This window comes from Streptomyces sp. NPDC008317 (assembly GCF_042955955.1).
Lineage (GTDB): Bacteria > Actinomycetota > Actinomycetes > Streptomycetales > Streptomycetaceae > Actinacidiphila.
In genome coordinates, this window is sequence record NZ_JBIBFQ010000003.1 from 120469 (window position 1) to 143212 (window position 22744).

17 protein-coding genes are annotated in these 22744 nt (G+C 72.9%); 4 read left to right on the forward strand and 13 right to left on the reverse strand.

Features of this window, described 5'->3' with window-relative positions:
• Positions 1–70: 70 nt before the first annotated feature.
• Positions 71–1327, reverse strand: coding sequence for an FAD-binding protein (locus ACFY9V_RS10445; protein WP_391160732.1), 1257 nt, complete (start codon positions 1325–1327; stop codon positions 71–73).
• A 332-nt stretch (positions 1328–1659) separates the two neighbouring features.
• On the opposite strand from ACFY9V_RS10445, the gene ACFY9V_RS10450 reads away from it, so the two are divergent.
• Complete coding sequence (locus tag ACFY9V_RS10450; RefSeq protein ID WP_391160734.1) at positions 1660–2112, forward strand: hypothetical protein; 453 nt, start codon at positions 1660–1662, stop codon at positions 2110–2112.
• A 51-nt stretch (positions 2113–2163) separates the two neighbouring features.
• Here the strand turns inward: ACFY9V_RS10450 and ACFY9V_RS10455 are convergent, their stop codons facing one another.
• The gene (locus tag ACFY9V_RS10455) at positions 2164–3375 is read right to left on the reverse strand and encodes an acyl-CoA dehydrogenase family protein (protein ID WP_391160736.1); all 1212 of its coding nucleotides are present in this window, start codon (positions 3373–3375) and stop codon (positions 2164–2166) included.
• Between the two features lie 1043 nt (positions 3376–4418).
• Between ACFY9V_RS10455 and ACFY9V_RS10460 the strand changes: the two genes are divergently transcribed.
• Positions 4419–6092: a protein kinase gene (locus ACFY9V_RS10460; RefSeq protein WP_391160738.1), complete on the forward strand. Its 1674-nt coding sequence runs from the start codon at positions 4419–4421 to the stop codon at positions 6090–6092.
• A gap of 15 nt (positions 6093–6107) precedes the next feature.
• On the opposite strand, the gene ACFY9V_RS10465 is transcribed toward ACFY9V_RS10460, so the two are convergent.
• From ACFY9V_RS10465 to ACFY9V_RS10490, 6 genes are all read right to left on the reverse strand, one after another.
• Complete coding sequence (locus tag ACFY9V_RS10465; protein WP_391161368.1) at positions 6108–7364, reverse strand: SLC13 family permease; 1257 nt, start codon at positions 7362–7364, stop codon at positions 6108–6110.
• 152 nt (positions 7365–7516) lie between these two features.
• Positions 7517–9706, reverse strand: coding sequence for an EAL domain-containing protein (locus ACFY9V_RS10470; RefSeq protein ID WP_391050625.1), 2190 nt, complete (start codon positions 9704–9706; stop codon positions 7517–7519).
• Positions 9703–10518 carry an SAM-dependent methyltransferase gene (locus ACFY9V_RS10475; protein ID WP_391050623.1) on the reverse strand — a complete coding sequence of 272 codons (816 nt, stop codon included), beginning with the start codon at positions 10516–10518 and terminating at the stop codon, positions 9703–9705. The genes ACFY9V_RS10470 and ACFY9V_RS10475 overlap by 4 nt, the downstream gene beginning before the upstream one ends.
• Positions 10519–10871: 353 nt before the next feature.
• Entirely contained in the window at positions 10872–12122 is a 1251-nt protein-coding gene (locus tag ACFY9V_RS10480) for a carbohydrate-binding protein (protein ID WP_355347117.1), read from the reverse strand.
• Positions 12123–12384: 262 nt separating this feature from the next.
• Positions 12385–13794, reverse strand: coding sequence for a C39 family peptidase (locus tag ACFY9V_RS10485; protein WP_391160740.1), 1410 nt, complete (start codon positions 13792–13794; stop codon positions 12385–12387).
• A 147-nt stretch (positions 13795–13941) separates the two neighbouring features.
• Positions 13942–15084 (reverse strand): Xaa-Pro peptidase family protein, encoded by a 1143-nt coding sequence (locus tag ACFY9V_RS10490; protein WP_355347111.1) that lies wholly within the window; start codon positions 15082–15084, stop codon positions 13942–13944.
• 121 nt (positions 15085–15205) lie between these two features.
• Here ACFY9V_RS10490 and ACFY9V_RS10495 point away from each other — a divergent pair, with 121 nt between their 5' ends.
• Positions 15206–15805 (forward strand): uridine kinase, encoded by a 600-nt coding sequence (locus tag ACFY9V_RS10495; RefSeq protein ID WP_391160742.1) that lies wholly within the window; start codon positions 15206–15208, stop codon positions 15803–15805.
• Between the two features lie 447 nt (positions 15806–16252).
• A complete protein-coding gene (locus ACFY9V_RS10500; protein ID WP_391160744.1) occupies positions 16253–18145 on the forward strand; it encodes an AAA family ATPase in 1893 nt (630 codons plus the stop codon).
• Positions 18146–18226: 81 nt separating this feature from the next.
• On the opposite strand, the gene ACFY9V_RS10505 is transcribed toward ACFY9V_RS10500, so the two are convergent.
• The 5 genes from ACFY9V_RS10505 to ACFY9V_RS10525 all read right to left on the reverse strand — a co-directional run bounded on the left by ACFY9V_RS10505 (position 18227) and on the right by ACFY9V_RS10525 (position 22732).
• Complete coding sequence (locus tag ACFY9V_RS10505) at positions 18227–19318, reverse strand: hemolysin family protein (RefSeq protein ID WP_355347102.1); 1092 nt, start codon at positions 19316–19318, stop codon at positions 18227–18229.
• Positions 19318–20649 carry a hemolysin family protein gene (locus ACFY9V_RS10510; protein WP_355347099.1) on the reverse strand — a complete coding sequence of 444 codons (1332 nt, stop codon included), beginning with the start codon at positions 20647–20649 and terminating at the stop codon, positions 19318–19320. Before ACFY9V_RS10510 ends, ACFY9V_RS10505 begins: the two co-directional genes overlap by 1 nt.
• Positions 20650–20986: 337 nt before the next feature.
• Complete coding sequence (locus tag ACFY9V_RS10515; RefSeq protein WP_355347096.1) at positions 20987–21484, reverse strand: PH domain-containing protein; 498 nt, start codon at positions 21482–21484, stop codon at positions 20987–20989.
• Positions 21481–22329, reverse strand: coding sequence for an ATP phosphoribosyltransferase (gene hisG, locus ACFY9V_RS10520; protein WP_355347093.1), 849 nt, complete (start codon positions 22327–22329; stop codon positions 21481–21483). Before hisG ends, ACFY9V_RS10515 begins: the two co-directional genes overlap by 4 nt.
• A gap of 130 nt (positions 22330–22459) precedes the next feature.
• Complete coding sequence (locus ACFY9V_RS10525) at positions 22460–22732, reverse strand: phosphoribosyl-ATP diphosphatase (RefSeq protein ID WP_188279811.1); 273 nt, start codon at positions 22730–22732, stop codon at positions 22460–22462.
• Positions 22733–22744: the final 12 nt, after the last annotated feature.

The window sequence follows — 22744 nt, forward strand, 5'->3', positions numbered from 1 at the left end:
GGCACAGCGCCGCGTTACGTATGCATGTGCACGGTTCGGTCACATCCCGCGCCGGGTGTCGCCGTCGCGCTCACGCGGGCAGCAGCCGGTCCAGGTGGGCGCTGCTGAAGGTGCGGCCCGGATCCACCTCGGCGGCCAGCGCCCGGAAGTCCGCCATACGGGGGTAGCGGGACCTGACCTCGGCGGCGTCGGCGACGTAGACCTTGCCCCAGTGCGGGCGCGGCGCGTACGGCGCGAGGCGCTGTTCGAGGCGGGCGAGGACGGGGAGGACGGCGGCGGTGTCCGGCACCCAGGTGAAGTGGAAGGCGACGCAGTCGTGCCCGTAGGCGGGGCTGAGCCAGAGCCGGTCGGCGGCGACGGTCCGCACTTCGCAGATCTGGAGCAGCGGCGCGATGTCGGCGCCGAGCCCGGCGAGGGCGTGGAGCGCGGGCAGGGCGTGTTCGCGGGGCAGCAGGTACTCGGACTGCAACTCGGCGCCGCTGCTGGGGGTGAATCCCGGCCTGAAGTGCGGCAGTCGCTCGTGCCAGGGTCCGGCCACGCCCTGCTGCGCGGTGCAGTTCACCGGGTCGGCGCCGGGGACGGGGTGCATCGGCCCGGTGGCGGGCGCGGCCCAGGGGAATTCGGGCGCGGGCGCGTCGGCGAGCTGCTTGAGCCAGACCTGCCCGAAGCGCGGCGCGCGCCAGTCGGTGAACATGCTGACGCTGTACGCGGCCCCGGTGATCGCGTCGAAGTGCCCGTCCAGGTCGGCCAGTTCGAGCCCGGTGAAGACATGCTGGCGGAGGGCGAAGTCGGGGACCAGGTCGAGGGTGAGGGCGGTGACGACGCCGAGCGCGCCGAGCGAGACCACGGCGCCGTCGAAGCGGTCGCCGTCCTTGTCCCGGCTGAGCACGGCGACTTCACCGTCCGGGGTGACGAGTTCGAGGGCGCTGACGGAGGTGCCGAGGCCGCCGTTGGCGTTGCCGGAGCCGTGGGTGCCGGTGGCGACGCTGCCCGCCACCGAAATGTGCGGCAGCGACGCCATGTTGGGCAGCGCGAAGCCGGACTCGTGCAGCCGCTGGGCGAGTTCGGCGTAGCGGACGCCCGCGGCGACGCGGACGGTGGCCGCGGCCGTGTCGATGTCGATCTCCGGTGGCAGGCCGGAGAGTTCGACGAGGGCGCCGTCGGTGTCGGCGATGTCGTTGAAGGAGTGGCCGCTGCCCAGCACCCGCACGCGGCGGCTCGCGGCGACCAGGGAGCGCAGGGCGCCGGTCGACTCCGGGCGGTGCACCCGTTCCGCCGAGAAGGTGATGTTCCCGGCCCAGTTGGTCCGCATCCCACCGTCACGCATTACGCCGCCACCCGTCACGCATCACGTCGCCACGCATTCTGCCGAGCCGCTTCCACCGGTCGGCGGGGCCCTGCCCGGCCACGCCCGCTCGCACCTTATCCGGCACTCCCGCAAGATGCCGCGCGGGGGCACGAGGGGTGCGCGGAGGCATGGCGAGGGCGCATGGACCGGCCAAAAGGCGGGATGTGACGAAGGCCACACCCCATGCATCCCTATGAGGTCGATGGCGTGATTACCCGCGTAGCGCGGCGGGAAGTGCTCGCTATGGCCGCGGGATTGACGCCGGGCCGGCCCGATGGAGGGCACATCCGTCCGATGGGGGAGACGCGAATATGCGTAACCATGTGCGCCACAACCGCAGTGAGCGGACCCAGCCGGCGCCCGAGGAGGGGCACGAACGCGAATTCGCGCTCGCGCTGCTGCCGGGACTGCCGGACGACGACGACACGGATGACTCGTTCGAGGACGATCTCGACCTGGTCCGGGTGGACTGCCCGGAGTGCGCGCGGCCGATCGCGGTCTTCGCCGACGAGGACCGGCTTCCGGAGCACGCCCTGTGCCCCACGCCGTGGAACCCCTTCGGCCTGACCGTCTGCTCCGGCTCGGGCCGCCCCGTCGAGGAGGCCCGCCCCCTCGACGGCTCCCTGCCCGGCGAGGTCCACGACCTCGACCTCGGCACCCTCCTGGTCCTGCCCGACACCCTGGACTGGCGCACCCAGCCCTTCTCGCACGTGGGCGGCCCCGGCTCGCGCCCCTTCCGGGTACCGGCGCCCCGCGCGGCCTGATCCGGCGCCCCGACCGGGGCGCCGGGTCACCGCCCGCCGCCGGGCGACCGCTCAGCTCCGCGACTCGGGGCCCGCCACGTGGCGCGCGATCACCATGCGCTGGATCTGGTTGGTGCCCTCGACGATCTGCAGCACCTTGGCCTCGCGCATGTACCGCTCCACGGGGAAGTCGGCCGTGTAGCCGTAGCCGCCCAGGAGCTGGACGGCGTCCGTCGTCACCTGCATCGCCGCGTCGGTGCAGAAGAGCTTGGCCATGGCGGCCTGCCGGGAGAAGTCGAGACCGGCGTCGCGGGTCCTGGCCGCGGCCAGGTACAGGGCGCGGCCCGCCTCGATCTTGGTGGCCATGTCGGCGATCATGAAGCGCAGCCCCTGGAAGTCGGCCAGGGGCCGGGCGAATTGGCGCCGCTCCTTGACGTACGCGAGCCCGGCGTCCAGCGCGGCCTGGGCGAGGCCGACGGCGCAGGCGGCGATGCCGAGCCGCCCGGCGTCCAGCGCGGCCAGCGCGATGGCGAACCCCTGGCCCTCCTCGCCGATGCGGCGGCTGTCGGGGACGGTCACGCCGTCGAAGTGCACCTGCGCGGTGGGCGAGCCCTTCATGCCCATCTTCCGCTCGGGCGCGGCGGCGCTCAGGCCCGGCGCGTCGCCCGGCACCAGATACGCGGAGATGCCGCGCGCGCCGTCGCCGCCGCTGCGGGCCAGGACGGTGTAGAAGTCGGCGACCCCGCCGTGGGTGATCCACGCCTTGGTGCCGTCGATCGTCCAGTTCCCGCCGTCGCCGTCCGCGCCGCCCCCGTCCGCGCCGCCGCCGGTACGTACGGCGCGCGTCCGCAGGCTGGCCGCGTCGGAGCCCGCGGCGGGCTCGGAGAGGCAGTAGGCGCCGAGGAGGCTGCCGCCGAGCATGGCGGGCAGGTGCTCGGCGCGCTGTTCCTTGGCGCCGAAGTGCGCGAGCGCGTGGCAGGCGAGGGTGTGGACGCTGACGCCGAGGCCGAGGGTGAGGCGGGCCGCGGCCAGTTCCTCCAGCACCTGGAGGTAGACCTCGTACGGCTGGCCCCCGCCGCCGTGCTCCTCCGCGTACGGCAGGCCGAGCAGTCCGGTCTCCCCGATCAGCGCGAAGGTCTCACGCGGGAAGTGGCCCGCGTCCTCCTCCGCGGCGGCCGCGGGCGCGATCTCCCGCTGGGCCAGGTCCCGGGTGAGCGCGAGCAGATCCCGCGCCTCCTCGGTGGGCAGGTGGCGGACAACCGGCTGCGGGCCGTGCTGCGACATCGCGGCACGCTCCTCCCTGTCGGGGGCGTCGGCGGCACGCCCTGGGTGTGGCGGCGCCGTCGGTGGGCAGTGCCCATGAACCGATGGTCCCCTGCCGGGTCGCGGCACGCGGTGATCAGCGGTTCTGGCGCGTTGGAGTATGCCTGATCGGACGCGCCACGTCACGGGCGCGAGTGTGTCTTGTCTTTCCCGCCCGCCCACCCGTGCAGGTGCTTTCTCCGTCTGCGGGTGCCGCCTGTGCCTGGTCGGTGCCGGTCCGGGGCACCTCCTCGAAATCCGTACCACCTGGCCTCTGCGAATCCGGCACCCGGCCGTCAACGTATTTCTGCGGGGGCACCCCGCCCCGTCCCCTCCTCGCCCATCGGCGTCCGCCTGCCGGTGGGGGTTGCCGGGGAATGGGGGTGGGTGGGGGCTCGGCCCCTGCGCCCCCCGACCCGCCCGCGTAGGCGGGAGGGGGATGGATGGGCTCGGGCACATCGGCGTCCGACGGTCCACTGTGGCTGAGGAAGGTCCCAAAGACCGGCGACGGCGCCCGGCCGTTCCTCCACCGTGGAATCGACGGAGAGCGCCCTCAGGGCGGAAGACACCCGGGGCACCCTCACAATCTTGGACACCCACCCCGGCCCCCCACGGACAGGCGGACGCCGACAGACCCGAGCCCACCCACCCCCTTTCGCCCACCCCGCCGGGCGGTCGGGGGCGCAGGGCCCCGGCCCCCACCCACCCCCCTCCGCCACCCCCACCGGACAGGCGGACGCCGACGTACCGGGAGGGGACGGGCCGGGGTGCCCCCGCAGAAATGCGGTGACAAGAAGGGTGCCGGATGAGCAAAGAGCAGGTAGCCGCATTTCGAGGAGGTGCCCCGGACCGGCACCGACCCAGGCACAAGCGGCACCCGCAGACGAAGAAAACACCCGCACGGGTGGGCGGGCGGGCGGGAAAAGAAGCAAGACACGACTGGAGTGACAGGTGAGTACGGCGACGGAGGCGGATGAGTACGATCACGCTCCCACGGGGCCGCGAGCGGCCCTACGCTGCTGCCCATGGAGAGCTTGGACGCCACGGATCCGCGCACAGTCGGCGGATACCCGCTGTTCGCGCGGCTCGGCGCGGGCGGCATGGGACAGGTCTATCTGGCGCGCACCCCCGCCGGGAGGGCACTGGCGCTGAAGACCGTACGGTCCGAGTTCGGACTCGACCCCGGCTTCGGGGAACGGTTCGCGCGGGAGATCCGCCACGCGGACCGCGTGCGTTCGCCGTGGACGGTGGCGGTGGTGGACTACAGCCCGCCCGGCACCCGCCCCCCGTGGCTGGCGACGGAGTACGTGGCGGCGCCCTCACTGGCCGAGTGGGTCTCGGCGCACGGCCCGCTGCCGGAACCGGCCCTGGCGTCGCTGGCCGCCGAACTCTGCGAGGCGCTGCGGTCGGTGCACGCGGTGGGTCTCGCGCACCGCGACGTGAAGCCGTCGAACGTACTGCTCGGCCCTGACCGGCCGCTGCTGATCGACTTCGGTATCGCGCGGGCCGCGGAGGACTCCCGGCACACCAGGACCGGCGGGGTGATCGGCTCCCCCGGCTACATGGCGCCCGAGCAGGCGACCGCGGGCGCGTCCGCCGAGCCCGGCGACCTGTTCGCGCTGGCGGCCGTACTGGTCTACGCGGGGACCGGGCACGGCCCGTTCAACCGGCCGGGCGAAGAGCCGTCGACGCCCGCGCTGATGTACCGGATCGTGCACGAGGACGGCGACCTCACCGGGCTGCCCGACGCGGTGGCGCCGCTGGTCCACGCGTGCCTCGCCAAGGAACCGGCCGACCGGCCGACCGCCGAGGAGGCGCTGGCGCTGCTGCGGGAGGCGGGGCACCGTACGGGCGTGTGGCACGAGGTCCCGCCGCCCGGCCTCACCGACGAGCTGCGCGGCCGAGAAGCGCGGGTCCGCACGCTGCTGGCGGACCCGACGGCCGCCGTGGGGCCGTCGCCCTACTCCCCCACGGCGCCGCTGACCGCGCCCGGCCGCGGCCCCGGCTCCGGAGGCCAGACCCCCGCTCCCCCGCACGCCGCGTACGCGCCGCCGCGTACACCGTCGCCCGTGTCGGGCCCCGTCCGGCCCACCGGGCCGTACTCCGGGCCGCAGCCCGCGCCGTGGGGTGCCGCGCGCCGCGCGCCGGGGATGGGCCGCGGTGCCCGCGTCGGACTGGTCGTCGCGGGCATGCTGGCCCTGTGCGTGGTGGTCGGCGTGATCCTCGACCAGCAGCGCGGCTCCGGCGACGACAACAACGGGAATCCCGGCCCGAGCACGAGCACCCACACCTCCGCGCCCGCCGACGCGCTGCCCGCCTCGTGGGTCGGCACCTGGGTCGGTACGGGGCCCGGCAATCCGAGCGGCAGCGGCGGCCAGCCGCGCAGCGACCGGTTCACCGTCACGCTCACCCTGCACGCGGGAGCGCGCGGCGAGGCCGTCGGCCAGGACGTCAGCAACATCCCCGAGGCGGGCACGGGGGCGGAGCGGGGCTGTACGGAGGCGCTGTCGCTGGCGCAGGTCCGGGGGAACACCATGACCTTGCGGGTCACCGCCGCCGAGCCCACGGACCCCGACTCGTCGCTGACCTGTCTGACAGGGCATGAGTACTCCGTCTCCATGACGGACGCGCGCACCCTGCGGATCGAGGCGGGGCCGCAGGCCGAGGGCGCCCCGAGCACGCTCACCAAGCGGAGCTGACGGGGAAGGCGCCGGTCAGGTTCCGGTGAGCCGCAGGCCCGCCCAGAGCGCGACCGTGGAGGCGATGAGCGTCGGCGGCACCGTGAGCAGCCCGAGCCGGGTGAAGGTGCCCAGGTCGGAGTCGGTGCCGTGGTCGCGCAGCACGCGCCGCCACAGCAGGGTGGCGAGCGAGCCCGCGTAGGTGAGGTTGGGGCCGAGGTTGACGCCGATGAGCACGGCGAGCACGGGGCCGGGGCCGCCCGCGGCGGCCAGCGGGAGCAGTGCGAGCACGGCGGGCAGGTTGTTGATCAGATTGGCCAGGACGGCGGCGAACGCGGCGGTCCCGAGCAGCGCGAGCAGGCCGCTGCCGTGCGGCAGCACCCGGTCGGCGGCGTCGGACAGCCCGTTGTCGACCACGGCCTTCACCACGACGCCGAGGGCGAGCACGAACAGGCAGAACAGCGGCCCGGCCGCCGCGACCAGGCCGCGGACCGTCGCCCGGCGGCGGCGCAGCGCCCGTACGCCCAGGACCAGCGCGCCCGCGAGCGCCGCCCAGGCGGGGTTGAGGCCGCCGAGCGAGGTGACCGCGAAGCCGGCCAGGGTCAGGCCGAGGACGACCAGCGTGAACACCGGTACGGCCGGCGGCTCGCCCTGCTCCGGCGGGTGCTCGCGGACGGCGAGGTCGGCGGCGAAGTAGCGGCGGAAGACGGCGTATTCGATGCCGACGGACAGCAGCCACGGCAGGGTCATCAGGAGCGCGAAGCGGGTGAAGGACACGCCGGCGGCCGTGAAGGCCAGCAGATTGGTGAGGTTGGAGACCGGCAGGAGCAGGGAGGCGGAGTTGGCCAGGTGCGCGGTCGCGTACAGGTGCGGGCGCGCCTTGGCGCCCGCCCGTGCGGCCGTCGCGATGATCACCGGGGTGAGCAGGACGACGGTCGCGTCCAGGCTGAGCACCGCCGTGACCAGCGCGGCCACGACGAACACCCCGGCCAGCAGCCGTTTGGGCTCGCCCCGGCAGGCCCGCGCGACCGCGTCGCCCGCCGCTGTGAACAGACCGTCGTCGGCGCACAGTTCCGCCAGGACGAGCACGGCCGCCAGGAAGCCGACGACCGGCAGCAGTTCCCTGGTCTCGTGCCAGGCGGCGGACGGCGTCACCGCCCCGATGCCGATGAGCAGTCCCGCGGCGGGCACCGCGGCCACCGCCTCGGGCCAGCCGCGCGGGCGCAGGACGGCGAAGCCGAGGACCAGCAGGAGAGCGAGGGCGGAGATCGTCTCCGCGACGGCGGTGTTCAGGGGGCTCTCCTCGGACGGACCACGGGCTCGCGTACCGCCTGATTCCACCACGTGGGCCGCGCGGCTCCGCCCCGACGCCCGCCCGACGCACTCAAGTGCGTCGTTTCTCACGGCCCCGCGCGCTGGCGGAGCCGTGACGGCGGACCGGGCGGCTAGCTGGCGTCGGCCAGCGACAGGGTGTGGAGCCGTTCCGGCGGGCCGGGGCGGGCGTAGTACCAGCCCTGGCCGGTGTCGCAGCCGAGGGCGCGCAGATGGTCGGCCTGGGTGCGGGTCTCGACGCCTTCGACGGTGACGGTCAGGTTGAGGGCGTGGGCGAGCGAGACGATGCCGCCGACGATCTTGAGGTCGACGGGGTCGGCGGCGTGGCCGCGCATGCCGCGGGTGAAGGAGCGGTCGAGCTTGAGGACGCTGACGGGGAGCCAGCGCAGGGAGGACAGGTTGGAGTAGCCGGTGCCGAAGTCGTCGAGGGCGATGGAGACGCCGAGGTCGACTATCTGCCGCAGGGGCTTGAGGGTGTCCTCGTCGGCGCCGATCAGAGCGCTCTCTGTGACCTCGAGGCAGAGCGACGCGGGGTCGAGGCCGGTGTCCTCCAGGACGCGGGAGACCTCCTGGACCAGCTCGGGGTGGTGCAGCTGGATCGGTGAGAGGTTGACGTTCACCCGTGGCGGCGGACCGCCGCCGATGTGCTCGCTCTGCCAGGCGTACGCCTGGCGGGCGGCCCGCTCCAGGACCCAGCGGCCGAGCCCGACGATGTGTCCCGTGCTCTCGGCGAGCGGGATGAACTGGTCGGGCCCGAGTATGCCGTGGGTGGGGTGGCACCAGCGCACCAGCGCTTCGGCGCCGTGCACGGCGCCGTCGTCGAGGCCGACGAGGGGCTGGTACTCGATGAAGAACTCGTCGTGTTCCAGGGCGCTCGGGAGCTGGTTGGTCAGGCCGTGCCGGGTGATGGCCCGGGCGTCGGCGACCGGGTCGGCGACCTCGTACCGGTTGCCGCCCTGTTCCTTGGCGCGGTACATCGTGATGTCGGCGCTGCGCAGGACGTCGGCGGCGATCCGGGACTCGACGGGGCCGTGGACGATGCCGATGCTGCCGTGGACGGGCAGTTCGCGGCCGTCGAGCAGGACGGGGGCGGACAGCGCGTCCAGGATGCGTTCGGCGAGCGCGGTGACGGCGGCGAGGCTCGGCGGGTCGGTGTAGAGGGCGACGAATTCGTCGCCGCCGATCCTGGCGACGAGCTGGTCGGGCGAGGTGACGCAGGACTGGAGGCGTTCGGCGACGGCGACGAGGAGCTGGTCGCCCACCGCGTGGCCGAGGCTGTCGTTGACGGCCTTGAACCCGTCGAGGTCGAGGTAGCAGACGCCGATCCGGCTGGTGCCGTTGGCGGGGTCGGCGTCGAGCGCGGCGTCGAGGCGTTCGAAGAACAGGGCGCGGTTGGGCAGTCCGGTGAGCGCGTCGTGGGTCGCCTGGTGGCGCAGTCGGCGCAGCAGTCCGCGCCGTTCCGTGACGTCCTCGACGAGCGCGAGCTGGTACTGCGGGCGGCCGGTGGCGTCGCGCAGCAGGGACGCCCGGACGTTGGCCCACAAGATGGTGCCGTCGACCCGCTGGTAGGCGCGCTCGACGTCGTACGTGTCGCGTTCGCCGCGTACCAGCTCGCCGTTGAGCCGGCGGGTGCCGGTGCCGGTGCCGTCGTCCTTGTGGACCCACTCGGTGACATTGCGGCGCATGGTCAGGGATTCGCTGCCGAACATCCGGGTCATCGCGTCGTTGACCTCGAGGACTTCCCCGTCGAGGTCGGCGATGCCGATGCCGAGGGCGGCGCCCTCGAAGACGGCGCGGAAGCGGGCCTCGCTGGCGGCCAGGGCGCCTTCGGCGTCGCGCTGGGCGTCCAGGGCGGCGCGGATGATGGACTCCTGCTCGCGCAGGGTGCGTTCGCGCAGGGCCCGCGAGAAGCCGACGGCGACCGCGTGCTGGAGGCGTGAGCAGCGGGCCCGGCAGTCGTCGGTGTCGAGGCCGGGGCCCGGCGGGCAGTACAGGACGAGGTAGGCGTCGATGACGCCGAGGATGCTGGGCAGCGCCTCGGGGTCGGTGCAGTGCGCGGCGACCAGGGCGGTGCCGACCTCGGCGGCCGGGCGGGGGTCGAACGGGCGGCCCCTGAGGGTGTCGCTCAGCACACGGGTGAGCGGCACCAGGTGGTCCTCGAACTCGGCGCGGGTCATCGAGGTGACCGTCACCGGGTAGATGGCGCGTGCCCAAATGGCGGCGAATCTGCGCAGATTGTCGCCGGGGCGTGCGCCGGGCGCGTGCGCGCCCTCGTTTCCGGCCGCGGCCGGGAGCGCGGTCACGCTTTCAGCCCCACACCGGCGAGACCGTGGAGTACGGCGGGGTCGTCGTCGTCGCTGAGCGGGGCCTCGGGGCGCCAGTGCGGCAGCGGGACGACGCCGGGCTCGACGAGTTCGAAGCCGTCGAAGAAGCGTTCCACCTCTTCTTTGGTGCGCATGATCAGCGGGGTGGCGGTGCGCTGGTAGACGGCCTGGACGCCGCGCTGTCCGGAGGGGACGGGGCCGAACTGGAGGGTGGCGTGGGTGACGACCAGGACGCTGCCGGGGGCCAGCGCGTCGCGCAGCGCGGCGACGACCTCGTTGGGATGGTCGGCGTCGGACAGGAAGTGCAGGACGGCGACGAGCAGCAGGCCCATGGGGCGGTCGAAGTCCAGCAGCCGCTTGGTCTCGGGGTTGTCCAGCACCGAGCCGGGGTCGCGGAGGTCGGCGGCGGCGATGGTCGCCTTGTCGTTGCCCTCCAGGACGGCGCGGCTGTGGGCGACGGCGACCGGGTCGTTGTCGACGTACACCACGTGGGCGTCGGGGTTGGCCCGCTGCACCACCTCGTGCACATTGCCGAAGGTGGGGATGCCGGAGCCGATGTCGAGGAACTGGTCGATGCCGCGGTCCATCGCGAAGCGCACGGCGCGGTGCATGACCGCCCGGTTGGCCTGGCCGATCTTGGGCGCCCCCGGCATGGCCCGCATGGCCAGCCGCGCCGCCTCCCGGTCCACCTCGAAGTTGTGCGAGCCACCGAGGAAGTAGTCGTAGATCCGGGACACGCTGGGCACCGTCAGGTCGATGCCCTGCGGGGCCCAGGAAGGACGGTCGGTCACGGTTGCTGTCTCCAGGTCATCGGGCTCAACGGGCGCGTCGCACACGGTGGTTCGGCCGACGGGCGCGCACCTGTCTACCCTGTGAGGCTACTGATCACGTGTTCGGAGTGAAACACGCGACCGGAGATCCAGGGTCCGTTTTTGGTCAACAACCACCAGCATGTGCATATGCGAAAACGCGCAGATGCGGACTCGCGCACACACCAGCGCGGGTCCGCTGCCGGTGACGGCCGCGGACCCGCGATAGATTTTCGGACAGCATCAGACCAGTTCAGACCAGTTCGACCGACAGCGGTTCGGCGGCCTGTGCGGTCGCCGCCCCGGAACGTCGGACGGTCGCGGCCGGCGGCCGGTCAGCAGGTGCCCTCGTCCTGCCACACGCCCCACTCACCGGTGGTGCCGGGCTCCTCGTTGGTGGTCCACCACTTGGCCTTCCACTTGTGCCCGTTGTGCGCCACCTCGTTGCCGCCGACGTAGACGGCGGAGGCGGCCCACTGGGCGACCGTGCAGGTGCCGCCGCCGGGCGGGGTGGTCGGCGGTGTGGTCGGCGGCGTCGTGGGCGGGTTGGTGGGAGGCGTGGCGCCCGCGAACTTCACCGAGTACTTGGCGAAGTCCCAGGAGTTCTGCGCCACGCTGCTGCACGTGCCCGAGGTGCTGCCGTTGTTGTCCGGCGGGCTGCACTGGCGGTCGCGGTTGAGCGACCAGAAGGTGAAGCGGCCCATGCCGTGGCTGGTCGCGTAGTCCAGCACGGTCTGGAAGTCGGCCTGGTAGAAGAACTCGCCGGTGTCGCTGCGGCCGTTCATACCGGAGAAGCCCTCGTGGGCGTACGCGGTGGCGGTGTCCCAGCCGAAGGTGGTCTTCAGCAGGCCGTTGAAGGCGGTGAGCGCGCTGGTCTGCGACGCCGCCCCGTTGAAGCCGCCGTCGAAGGGCATGATCGAGAAGTTGTTGGGGGTGAAGCCCTGCGACTTGGCCTCGTTGAGCATCTGCTGGCCGAACCAGCCGGTGCCCGCTGCGGTGCCCGCCGTGGTCACCGAGATGAACAGGCCGGGGTTGTTCTGCTGGAGGATCTTGGCCGCGCCGATCTCGCGCGCGACGGCCGCGGTGTTCTCGTACTCCGGCTCCTCCAGGTCGAAGTCCATCGCCTTGAGCTGGTACTTGGTGATGACCTGCTGGTACGCGGCGGCCGTGGACGCGGCGTCGGAACACGCCTGGCCGAGCTTGGTGCCGCCGTAGCCGCCGATGGAGACGGACACGTCTCCGCCCTTGGCCCGGATCGCGGAGATCACGTTCGCCACCGCGGTGTCGGAGGACACCGCACTGGTCCCGTCCCATGTGGGGCTGCACCCACCGCCGTTGGGGGCGAGGATGAAGGCGAGCTGGAACGCCTTCAGGCCGGTCGCGTCCATGATGGCGGTCGCGCTCGGCGGGTTGTTGTCGTTGGGCATCAGATACGGGGCGGCGGCGTACCAGTTGTTGGTCAGGGCGTTCGTCGAGACCGTGGCTCCGCTGGCCTGACTTGGGCCGAGAGCGGCAACGGTACCGAGCCCGGCCACGGCCAGGGCGACGGCGGCCACGCCCGAGCCGATTGCTTTGAGACGGTTCACGTCTAGCCTCCTGTGGGGGAACGTGGCAGACAGAATCCTGCGGTGACGCGAACCCGTCAATAGTTGGTCCAGACCTTTGGACTAAACCACGAATTGGTCTCTACCACTTCGAGTCCAATTCCCCACGTGCGACGGCCTGTCCACCCCCGCACGCACCCGGCCCCGCCCCTCGCGTACGAGGAGCGGGGCCGGGCCGGAAACGGCCGGTCGGCCGGTCGGAGAGATGACCGGAGACGACCGGAGACGACCGGACGGACGGATGTCAGACGATGCCGACCGCCGCCAGCGCGCGGCGCTGGCCGGGGCTCGGCTGCGCCGGGAAGTAGACGTAGGCGACACCGCCGGTGCCGCCGCTGACGCCGCCGGTGGCGTTGATCCGCTTGGTCCTCAGCCAGATGGTCTCGAACTGGGCGCGCTTGTAGACGTTGCGCACCGCGTCGTCACTGGAACTGGCCGGGTCGTTGGCGACGACGTCGCCGTCCGCGGTGAAGCCCGCGATGCACATCAGGTGGCCCGAGGTGCCGTATCCCGCGCCGTCCAGTTCGGTGGCGAGGAAGGACTGCGAGGTGATGACGGGGATACCGGCCTTGATCAGCCGCTCGATGTCGTCGAGCGAGCGCAGCCGGGTGATGACGCCCTGGAGGTCCTTGTACGTGGCCGCGTAGGCCGCGTTGAAGGGCCAGTTGCCGCAGCCCTCGTACTGGTAGTCGTACGTGTAGCGGGCGCCCTGGTCGACCTGGGGGTCGGCGTAGGCGGGGTTCACCCAGGCCAGGTCGGCGGCCGTGGGGCCGCGTCCCCAGTACTCGATGACCATCGTCGAGGAGGTCGGGCTGCACCAGGCCTCGCCGCCGTTGTCGTACTCCGGGTACTCGCCCTTGTGGATGTTCTGCGAGTAGCGCGGCACCGGGAGTTCGACGCCCTTGGCCACGCCCGGCACCGACGCCGGGACGGTGAAGCGGTCCGGGATGTTGGACGCCATCGCGCCGAGCCGCCACACGGTGGGCGTGGCGCGGCTGCCGGGCTTGCGGAAGAGCGTCAGCCGCAGCCGGTACGAGGCCAGCAGCGGCCCGGCGGTGGTGTCGTCGATGGAGAAGGTGTCGGTCCAGATGCTGCTCTTGCCGTCGGTCTGGTCGTCCACCGAGGTGCGGCGGATGTCCTCGGGGCCGTCGCCCGCGGTCCACCGGCCCATGACGTACGCCGGGGTCGCGGTGCCGTCGGTGTAGGTGCCGAGCAGTTCGATCTGGATCCAGGTGCCCGCGGGGGTGTGCGCGTTCCAGGACGCGATCAGCTCGCTCGCGGGGTGCGGCACCCGGCGGACCGGCGAGGTCCAGGTGGCCGACTCCCACGTCGCGGTGGTGCCGGTGTGCGGGTCGGTGTAGTCCAGCGTGCCGGTGGCGCGGCCGATGACCACGCCGGGCCGGCGGCCCGGCAGCGGCAGCGTGCCGCGGTGGGTGCCGAACAGCCAGTCGGGCAGCGAGGTCCAGCCGTGGTAGTCGACGGGGGCGGCGTCGGGCGTGCCGCCGCCTGCCTGGTGTCGCGCGGCGTCGGGAACGGCCGCGCCGGAGGCGGTGGCCGGGGCGGCGGAGGCGGACTGCGCGGACGCGGTCGCGGTGGCCGCGGCCGCCGCGAGCGCGGCGGTCAGTACGGCACGCCGGGGCGCGGGTCTGGTCATGGCGGTGTTCCCCTCGATGTGATCGGGAATTCCTGCCCGCTCCTACGAGTGCATGACAGGTGGCCCCAACTATCGTCGTTCACCGGCGGTTTCCACCAGGGTTTCCGGCCGCGCGCCGGGAACAATATTGGACTGGACCACTGGCGCTCAACAGGGAAGAACCACCAGGTCACGCCCTGTCAGATTGAGCCGCTCGCCACCGCTTTCCGTACAGACGGCAATATCCTCGATGCGGGCACCGAAGGTGTCGGGCAGATAGATGCCCGGTTCCACGGAGAACGCCATTCCCGGCTCGAGGGGGCGTTTGCTGCCCGCCACGATGTACGGCTCCTCGTGGGTGTCCAGGCCGATGCCGTGTCCGGTGCGGTGGATGAAGTGCTCGCCGTAGCCCGCGTCGGTGATGATGTCCCGGCCGACGGCGTCCAGTTCCTCCGCGGTGACACCGGGCCGTACCGCCGCGGTCTGCGCGGTCTGGGCGCGCAGCAGCACGTCGTACAGCTCGCGGAAGGCGGCGGGCGGCTCTCCCACGGCGTAGGTGCGGGTGGAGTCCGAGCAGTAGCCCTCCGCGGTCGTGCCGCCGATGTCGATCACCACCGGGTCGCCCGCCCTGATCACCCGGTCGGACACCTCGTGGTGCGGGCTCGCGCCGTTCGGCCCCGAGCCGACGATCACGAAGTCGACCCGCTCGTGGCCCGCCTCGATGATGGCGTCCGCGATGTCCTTGGCGACCTCGCGCTCGGTGCGGCCGGGCACCAGCCACTCGCCGATCCTGCGGTGCACCCGGTCGATCGCCGCGCCCGCGCGGCGCAGCGCCGCGATCTCCGCCGGGGTCTTGCGCATCCGCAGCTCCGCCAGCACGTCACCGGCGAGGACGGCCTCGGCGTCCGGGAGCGCGGCCCGGAAGGCGAGCAGCTTCTCCGCCCACATGTGGTTGTCGACGGCGAAGCGGGCCACCGCGGCGGGCAGCCGCCGGGCGATGAGCGCGTACGCGTCGTCGGTCTCGTCGAAGCCGACGATCTCGATGCCGAGGCCGCCGGCGGGCGACGCCTGCGCGGCGGGCTTCTCCAGCCGCGGCACCACCAGGAAGGGCTCACCCTCCACCGGCACCACCAGGCACGTCAGCCGCTCCAGCGGCAGCGCCTGATACCCGGTGAGGTAGCGCAGGTCCGCGCCGGGCGCCACCAGCAGGGCCTGGACGCCCGCCGTTTCGGCCTCGGCACGCGCCCTCGCCAGGCGCTCGGAGGTGTACAGCACGGATGCGGCTGCGCCGCCGCTCTCGGAGTGGGTCACCTTCGCACCGTACCGGGGCGCCCCCGGCGGCGCGTGCAGCGGTGGCGGGTCAGCGGCCCCGAGCCCCCGGACACGCGACGGCGCGCGGGCCGCCGGGCGGGGCCCGCCGTAAGGTCGGGGGGTGAACGGACTGACGGTACGGGAGCTGGGGCGGCTGCTCGACGGGGCGGAGCCGTCCTGCGGGCGGACGCGGCTGATCGCCGTGGACGGGCACGCGGGCTCGGGCAAGAGCACGCTGGCCGGGCGGCTGGCGGCGGAGCTGGGCGGCGCGCCCGTCGTCCATCTGGACGACCTGGCCACGCACGAGGAGCCGTTCGAGTGGACCGGCCGCCTGGTCGAACAGGTGCTGACGCCGCTGAGCGGGGGAAGGGCCGCCCGGCACCAGGTGTACGACTGGACGGCGCGCCGTTTCGCGGGCGAGCGGGAGATCCCGCCCGCGCCCGTCGTGCTGCTGGACGGCGTCGGCAGCGGGCGGCAAGCGCTGCGCCCGTATCTGGCGTTGCTGCTGTGGCTGGAGGTGCCGCCGGCGACCGCGCGGCAGCGCGGACTGCTGCGCGACGGACCGGAACTGGCGCATTTTTGGACCGGCTGGACTCGCGCGGAGGACGCGCATTTCGCCACCGATCCGTCCCGCCCCTTCGCCGACCTTCTGGTGCGCCAGACCGACGACGCCGGCGGCTGCCGGGCCGTCCCGAACCCCGCCCGCGATCACCGGGAGTGACGGCTCGGCGGCAGCCCGCCGCCACTCCCCCGCCGCCGGGCACACGTCCGTCAACACCGCTTGACCGGCCGGGTATCCAGCACTTACGTTTTCAACAAGCGGCCGGAGGCGGCCGTTGACAAGACGCGGAGCCCCCGGTTGTTCCCCCGTGACCGGGGGCTCTGCCCTGTCTCCGGGCCGGAATCGGCCCGTCGAGAGCCGGTTTTTCTCACTCACGGTCACCGCCCGACGGCCGTACGTCGGGGCCGAGTTCCCCGCGCTCGCGCGGATTCCCGCTGTCCCGCAGGTCACGGCACCCTACGGCCCGCGGGACATCGCGGGTACGATGCGAAAAGGGCGGACCGGCAGCCGGGGGTGGACTGTCGCCTGTCCCAACTCCCGCCCGGTGCGCACGGGTTGGGACAGCGGGCGACAGTGCGGCGCGGGGGAACGATTGGTGGGGACTTGATGGACTTCGGCACCGAGCGTCCGGGCGCCCCGGCCGATCTCGCCTGGCTGCGCGGCGTCGACGCGTACACGATGGGCGCCTACGTCCAGGCCGAGGAGGAGTTCAGGACCGCGGTCCGGATCGACCCCGGCATGGCGGACGCCTGGCTCGGGCTGCACGCGCTGCGCGCCGACACCGCCACCGCGCTGCTCCAGATGTACCGGCACCGCGACCGCTTCGGCGAGCAGCGGGCCGCCCACCGCAGGACCCTCAACTCCTGGTACTGGCTGGGCTGGTGGGTGCAGCCGGTGCTCGAGACCAGCCGCGACCTGCTGCTGGCGCACGCCTCGCACTGGCTGGACGGCCGCCATGTCGCCGAGCTGGACCGGGCCCTGGCGGACTGCCCGCCGGTCGACACCGACCCGCAGGTCCGCTTCCTGCACGCCTGCCGCGCCTATCTCGTCAAGGACTGGGAGCGGCTGGTCCGGCACACCGAGCCGCTGCTGGGCGATCCCGTACTCGGCATCGAGGCCGGGCTGTTCGGCGGCATGGCCAGGGTCAGGCTGGAGATGTGCGGCCAGGCCGAGCCGCTGCTGGCCGCCGCCTTGATGCGCTGCCGCAGCGAGCAGCCGCAGCGCAAGGAGTTGCGCTACTGGCTGGCCCGCGCGTACGAGGGCACCGGGCGTACGGCGGCGGCCGTGCCGCTCTACCGGGCGGTGCACCGCGTCGACCCCGCCTTCATGGACACCTCCGCCCGGCTGGCCGCGATCCACGAGACCGACGACGGCCTCGACGAGGGCGTGGGGCTGGCGGCCGTATCGCTGGCCGGGACCGGGCAGGCGATGCCGGAGGGCGGCGCCGACATGGAATCCGCGCTGCTGGCCGACCCCGGCGAGGGCCGCGGTCCGGGGCCGGAGCCCGACGAGTCGCTGCTGGCCGCGGGCCCGCTGGACGACGACGTACGCGACCGGTCCGCCGCCCCGCTCGGCGGGTCGCTGCCGGTGCAGGTCCCGATGGGCGGCTCCGACCCGGTGCTGCTCACCCAGGCGCTGGCGGAACTGGACAGGATGGTCGGTCTGGAGCCGGTCAAGCGCCAGGTCAAGGCGCTGTCCGCGCAGTTGCGGATGGCCCGGCTGCGGGCCGGGCAGGGCCTGCCGGTGCAGCCGCCGAAACGGCACTTCGTCTTCTCCGGGCCCTCCGGCACCGGCAAGACCACCGTCGCCCGCATCCTCGGCCGGGTCTTCTACGCGCTCGGACTGCTCGGCGGCGACCACCTGGTGGAGGCCCAACGCTCCGATCTGGTCGGCGAATTCCTCGGCCAGACCGCGGTGAAGGCCAATGAGCTGATCGACTCCGCGCTCGGCGGCGTGCTCTTCGTGGACGAGGCGTACGCGCTGTCCAACTCCGGCTACAGCAAGGGCGACGCGTACGGCGACGAGGCGCTTCAGGTGCTGCTCAAGCGCGCCGAGGACAACCGCGACCGGCTCGTGGTCATCCTCGCGGGTTACCCCGAGGGGATGGACCGGCTGCTGGCCGCCAACCCCGGACTCAGCTCCCGCTTCACCACCCGCGTCGACTTCCCCAGCTACCGGCCGCTGGAACTCACCCGGATCGGTGAAGTCCTCGCCGCGGAGAACGGCGACCGCTGGGACGAGGAGGCGCTGGAGGAGCTGAAGGCCATCGCGGGCCACGTGGTGGACCAGGGCTGGATCGACGAGTTGGGCAACGGACGGCTGCTGCGCACCCTGTACGAGAAGAGCTGCGCCTACCGGGACCTGCGGCTGTCCGAGTACCCGGCCTCACCGAGCCGCGACGAATTGTCCACCCTGCGCCTGCCCGATCTCATGCAGGCGTACGGCGAAGTCCTCTCCGGGCGCGGGCCCGGAGCGACCCCGACCGACCCGGTCGAGTAGCACCCGGCCGCCGGGACGAGATCCGGAAGGGGCGTGCGGACCGCGTGTTCAGCGGCTTCGCACGCCCCTTCCGGGCACTGCCTACCGGACCAGTTCGCCGGAATCCTCCGCGGCGTGCGGGACGGGCACCTCCCGGGCGGGGGAAGGCGCGCGGTGGGCGGGGTCCTTCACCTCGCCGACGAGCATTTCGAGGACGTCCTCCAGCGCGACCAGGCCGAGGACCCGCCCCGAGGCGTCGGCGACGGCGGCCAGGTGCGAGGCGGCGCGCCGCATCGCGGTGAGCGCGTCGTCCAGCGGCAGGTCGGCCCGCAGGGTGGTGATCGGCCGCCAGAGCCGCTGCGGCACGGGCCGGTCGAGGTCGTCCACGTCGAGGACGTCCTTGACGTGGAGGTAGCCGAGGAAGTCCGCGCCCGCGCCCGCGATCGGGAACCGCGAGTACCCGGTGCGCACCGTCAGCTCCTCGACCTGCCGCGGGGTGGCGGCCGGGTCGAGAGTGATCAACTCCGCCGGGGTGAGCAGCACTTCGGTGACCGGACGGGTGCCCAGCTCCAGCGCGTCCTCCAGGCGTTCCTGCTCGTCGATGTCGAGCAGCCCGGCCTGCCGGGCGTCCTCGACCAGCACGGTCAGCTGCGCGCTGGTGAACACGGAGTCGACCTCGTCCTTGGGCTCCACGCCGAAGGCCCGCAGGATCAGCCGGGAGCAGGTGCCGAGCACCGAGATCACCGGGCGGAACACCCTGGCGAAGCCGACCAGACCCGGACTCAGCCACAGCGCGGTCTTCTCCGGCGCGGCCATCGCCAGGTTCTTCGGCACCATCTCGCCGATCACCAGGTGCAGGAAGACCACGACGGCCAGCGCCAGGACGTATCCGATCGGGTGCACGAAGTCCTCGGGGACGCGCACCGCCTCGAAGATCGGTTCCAGCAGGTGCGCGACGGTCGGTTCCGCGACCGCGCCGAGGGTCAACGAGCAGACGGTGATGCCGAACTGGGCGGCGGCCATCATCTGCGGGAGGTGTTCGAGGCCGTACAGCACGGTACGGGCCCTGCGCTGTTCGGCGGCGAGCGGTTCGATCTGGCTGCGGCGGACCGAGACCAGGGCGAATTCCGCGCCGACGAAGAAGCCGTTGCCGAGCACCAGCAGGACGGCGAACAGGAGTTGGAGAGCGCTCATCACGAGGTCGCCTCCCCCGCGACGCGATCCGTACGCACGATCCGTACGCGTTCGGCCCGGTGGTGGGTGACCTCGCGGACCAGCAGCCGCCAGCCGGGCAGTTCGGCCTCGTCGCCCGGTTCGGGGATCCGGGTGAGCAGGTCGGCGACGAGGCCGGCGACCGTCTCGTAGGGTCCCTCGGGGGCGAGCAGGCCGATTCTGGCCAGGGTGTCGATCCGGCAGCTTCCGTCGGCGTCCCAGGCGGGACCGTCGGCCTCGGCGGCCGGGACCTGTGCCAGTTCGGGCAGGTCGGCGGCGTCGTGCTCGTCGCGCACCTCGCCGACCAGTTCCTCGACGATGTCCTCCAGCGTGACGACCCCGGCGGTGCCGCCGTACTCGTCGACGACCACGGCGATCGGCTGCTGGCTGCGCAGCAGCTCCAGGAGCTGCTGGCCCGGCAGGGTCTCCGGGACGAGCAGTGGGGCGACCGCGATGGTCCCCGCGGGGACGCGGTCGCGGCGCTCGGCGGGGACGGCGAGGGCGTCCTTGAGGTGGACCATGCCGATGATGTCGTCCAGCCGCTCCCGGTAGACCGGGAAGCGGGACAGGCCGGTGGCCCTGGTCAGATTGAGCACGTCGGCGGCGGTGGCGGTGTCCTCCAGCGCGCTGACCCGGACGCGGGGCGTCATCACGTTCTCCGCGATGAGGTCGCCGAGCGACAGGGTGCGCACGAAGAGGTCGGCGGTGTCCTGCTCCAGCGTCCCGGCGAGCGCCGAGTGCCGGGCCAGGGAGACCAGTTCCGTGGGGGTGCGGGCGGACGCCAGCTCGTCGGCGGGCTCGACGCCGACCAGCCGCACCAGCCGGTTGGCGGCGGTGTTCAGCACCTCGATGACGGGCCGGAAGACCCGCGAGAAGGCGCGCTGCGGTCCGGCCACCACACGGGCGACGGCCAGCGGGCGGGAGACCGCCCAGTTCTTGGGGACGAGTTCGCCGATCACCATCTGGACGGCGGAGGCGACCATCATGCCGACGACGACGGCGACGCCGGGGGCGGCGCCGTCCGGGACCCCGGCCGAGGTCAGCGGGCCGGTCAGCAGGTCGGCGAGTGCGGGTTCCGCCAGCATGCCGACGACCAGCGAGGTGATGGTGATGCCGAGCTGGGTGCCGGAGAGCTGGAAGGAGAGTTTGCGCAGGGCGGCCACGACACTGCGGGCCCGGCGGTCACCGGCCGCGGCGGCGCGTTCGGCCGCGGGGCGCTCCACGGTCACCAGGCCGAATTCGGCGGCGACGAAGAAGCCGTTGGCAAGGATCAGGACGAGGGCTGCCGCGAGCAGCAGCAGTGAGGTGCTCATGAGGCCGCCGCTCCGGATTCCCGGGAGGGAGGGGCGGCGCAGGTACTACCGGACGGTTCGTCCATCGGGGTGTGAGTGTCACTCCTTGGTTGGTCGGGGCCCCGCGGGCGGTGCTCCAGGGGTGCGGGGCAAGCGCGGTGGGCGCCGTTCGTCCCCCAGAGTAGCCATTGGTGCCGCGCCCGCGAAGGACGGCGGGGGCCGGGTTCACGGAAGGGTTCACGGACGGGTTCGCGGACGGGTTCGCGGAAAGGTCACGGTCGGATCGCGGGCCGCCTCGCGGCCCGGTCCGTGGACGGAGCGCCCGCGGACGCGTGGCGCGGCGCGCACCGCCGCGCGCTCAGTGGCCGGCGGACGTCGTGCCCTGCGCCTCGCCCAGCGTCTCCACCAGCGAGCGCAGCAGCCTGGCGTCGTGCAGCGCCTGCTCCTTGGCGATACCGGGCTGGATGCCCATCACGGGCAGCGTCGTGCCGTCGGCGAGGTCGAGGTGGACCCAGGCGTCGCCCGGCCGCAGATTGACCCGCACCACCTCGGCCCACGCCAGCCGCCGCTTCACCGTGAGATTCACCACGGTCACGCCGTCGGCCGTCACCGTCACCTTGGGGCGGCTGAGCAGCGCGAGCACCGCGGCGATCAGCACGCCCATCATGATCACGGTGATCCGGTCGCCGGTGCTCCAGGGCCCGGCGCCGTCGTGCGGCATCATCAGCGCGACGACGGTGAGCGCCACCACCAGCGCGGCGCCCAGGGACAGCAGCACCACGCGGGTGACGACGGGTCGGAAGGTACGCGGCAGCCCGTCGAGCGCCGCCCGCGTACGGTCCTCGGCGCCGGTCACAGCCGCGCGGCGTGGATGCCGGTGGTCAGGATCGCGCGGGCGCCCAGGTCGTACAGCTCGTCCATGATCCGCTGGGCGTCGCTGGTCGGGACCATGGCGCGGACGGCGACCCAGCCCTCGTGGTGCAGCGGGGAGACGGTCGGCGACTCCAGGCCCGGGGTGAGGGCGACGGCCTTCTCGACCTGCTCGACGCGGATGTCGTAGTCCATCATCACGTAGCGCCTGGCGACCAGGACGCCCTGGAGGCGGCGCAGGAACTGCCGGACCTTGGGCTCGTCCGGGTCGGCCCCGGTGCGCCGGATCACCACGGCCTCGGACTCCATGATGGGTTCGCCGAAGGCTTCGAGCCCGGCGTTCCGCAGCGAGGTGCCGGTCTCCACCACGTCGGCGATGGCGTGCGCGACACCGAGCTGGATGGCGGTCTCGACGGCGCCGTCGAGGTGGACGACGGACGCCTCGATGCCGTTGTCCGCGAGGTGCTTCTCGACGACGACCTCGTACGAGGTCGCCACCGTCTTGCCGTTGAGGTCCTGGACGGTGTCGGCGGTGCCGGGCTCGGCGGCGTAGCGGAAGGTGGAGCGGGCGAAGCCGAGCTGGAGGATCTCCTCGGCGACCGCGCCGGAGTCCAGCAGCAGGTCCCGGCCGGTGATGCCGATGTCGAGGCGGCCGGTGCTGACGTAGATCGCGATGTCGCGCGGGCGCAGGTAGAAGAACTCCACCTCGTTGTCCCGGTCGACCAGCACGAGCTCCTTGGACTCCTTGCGCTGCCGGTAACCGGCCTCATGGAGCATGGCCGCCGCGGGTCCGGACAATGAGCCCTTGTTGGGGACGGCGATGCGCAGCATGAGGACGGTTTCCTTCTCTGAAGAGAGTCTCGGCTCGTGGGCAGGGCTGTGGAGCGGTACGGGTGACAGCGGTACGGGTGGCAGGGGTGGTGGCCGGCTGTCTCTGAGCGCGTACGGGTCGCGTACGCGCTCAGAGATGGGCGTAGACGTCGTCGAGGGAGATACCCCGGGCGACCATCATCACCTGAACGTGGTACAGCAGTTGGGAGATTTCCTCGGCGGTGGCGTCGGCACCCTCGTACTCGGCGGCCATCCACACCTCGGCGGCCTCTTCGACCACCTTCTTGCCGATCGCGTGCACGCCCTTGCCCACCAGCTCGGCGGTGCGGGACGTGCTGGGGTCGCCGGTGGCGGCCTTGTGCCGCAACTCGGTGAAGAGCTGCTCGAATGTCTTGTTGGCCATGGTGGGCCCTAG

Bases quoted from the DNA above. Each gene is read 5' to 3' on its own strand.
- ACFY9V_RS10445 (WP_391160732.1), bottom strand. From the start codon at position 1,327: ATGCGTGACGGTGGGATGCGGACCAACTGGGCCGGGAACATCACCTTC.
- ACFY9V_RS10450 (WP_391160734.1), top strand. From the start codon at position 1,660: ATGCGTAACCATGTGCGCCACAACCGCAGTGAGCGGACCCAGCCGGCG.
- ACFY9V_RS10455 (WP_391160736.1), bottom strand. From the start codon at position 3,375: ATGTCGCAGCACGGCCCGCAGCCGGTTGTCCGCCACCTGCCCACCGAG.
- ACFY9V_RS10460 (WP_391160738.1), top strand. From the start codon at position 4,419: ATGGAGAGCTTGGACGCCACGGATCCGCGCACAGTCGGCGGATACCCG.
- ACFY9V_RS10485 (WP_391160740.1), bottom strand. From the start codon at position 13,794: ATGACCAGACCCGCGCCCCGGCGTGCCGTACTGACCGCCGCGCTCGCG.
- ACFY9V_RS10500 (WP_391160744.1), top strand. From the start codon at position 16,253: ATGGACTTCGGCACCGAGCGTCCGGGCGCCCCGGCCGATCTCGCCTGG.
- ACFY9V_RS10505 (WP_355347102.1), bottom strand. From the start codon at position 19,318: ATGAGCGCTCTCCAACTCCTGTTCGCCGTCCTGCTGGTGCTCGGCAAC.
- ACFY9V_RS10510 (WP_355347099.1), bottom strand. From the start codon at position 20,649: ATGAGCACCTCACTGCTGCTGCTCGCGGCAGCCCTCGTCCTGATCCTT.
- hisG (WP_355347093.1), bottom strand. From the start codon at position 22,329: ATGCTGCGCATCGCCGTCCCCAACAAGGGCTCATTGTCCGGACCCGCG.
- ACFY9V_RS10525 (WP_188279811.1), bottom strand. From the start codon at position 22,732: ATGGCCAACAAGACATTCGAGCAGCTCTTCACCGAGTTGCGGCACAAG.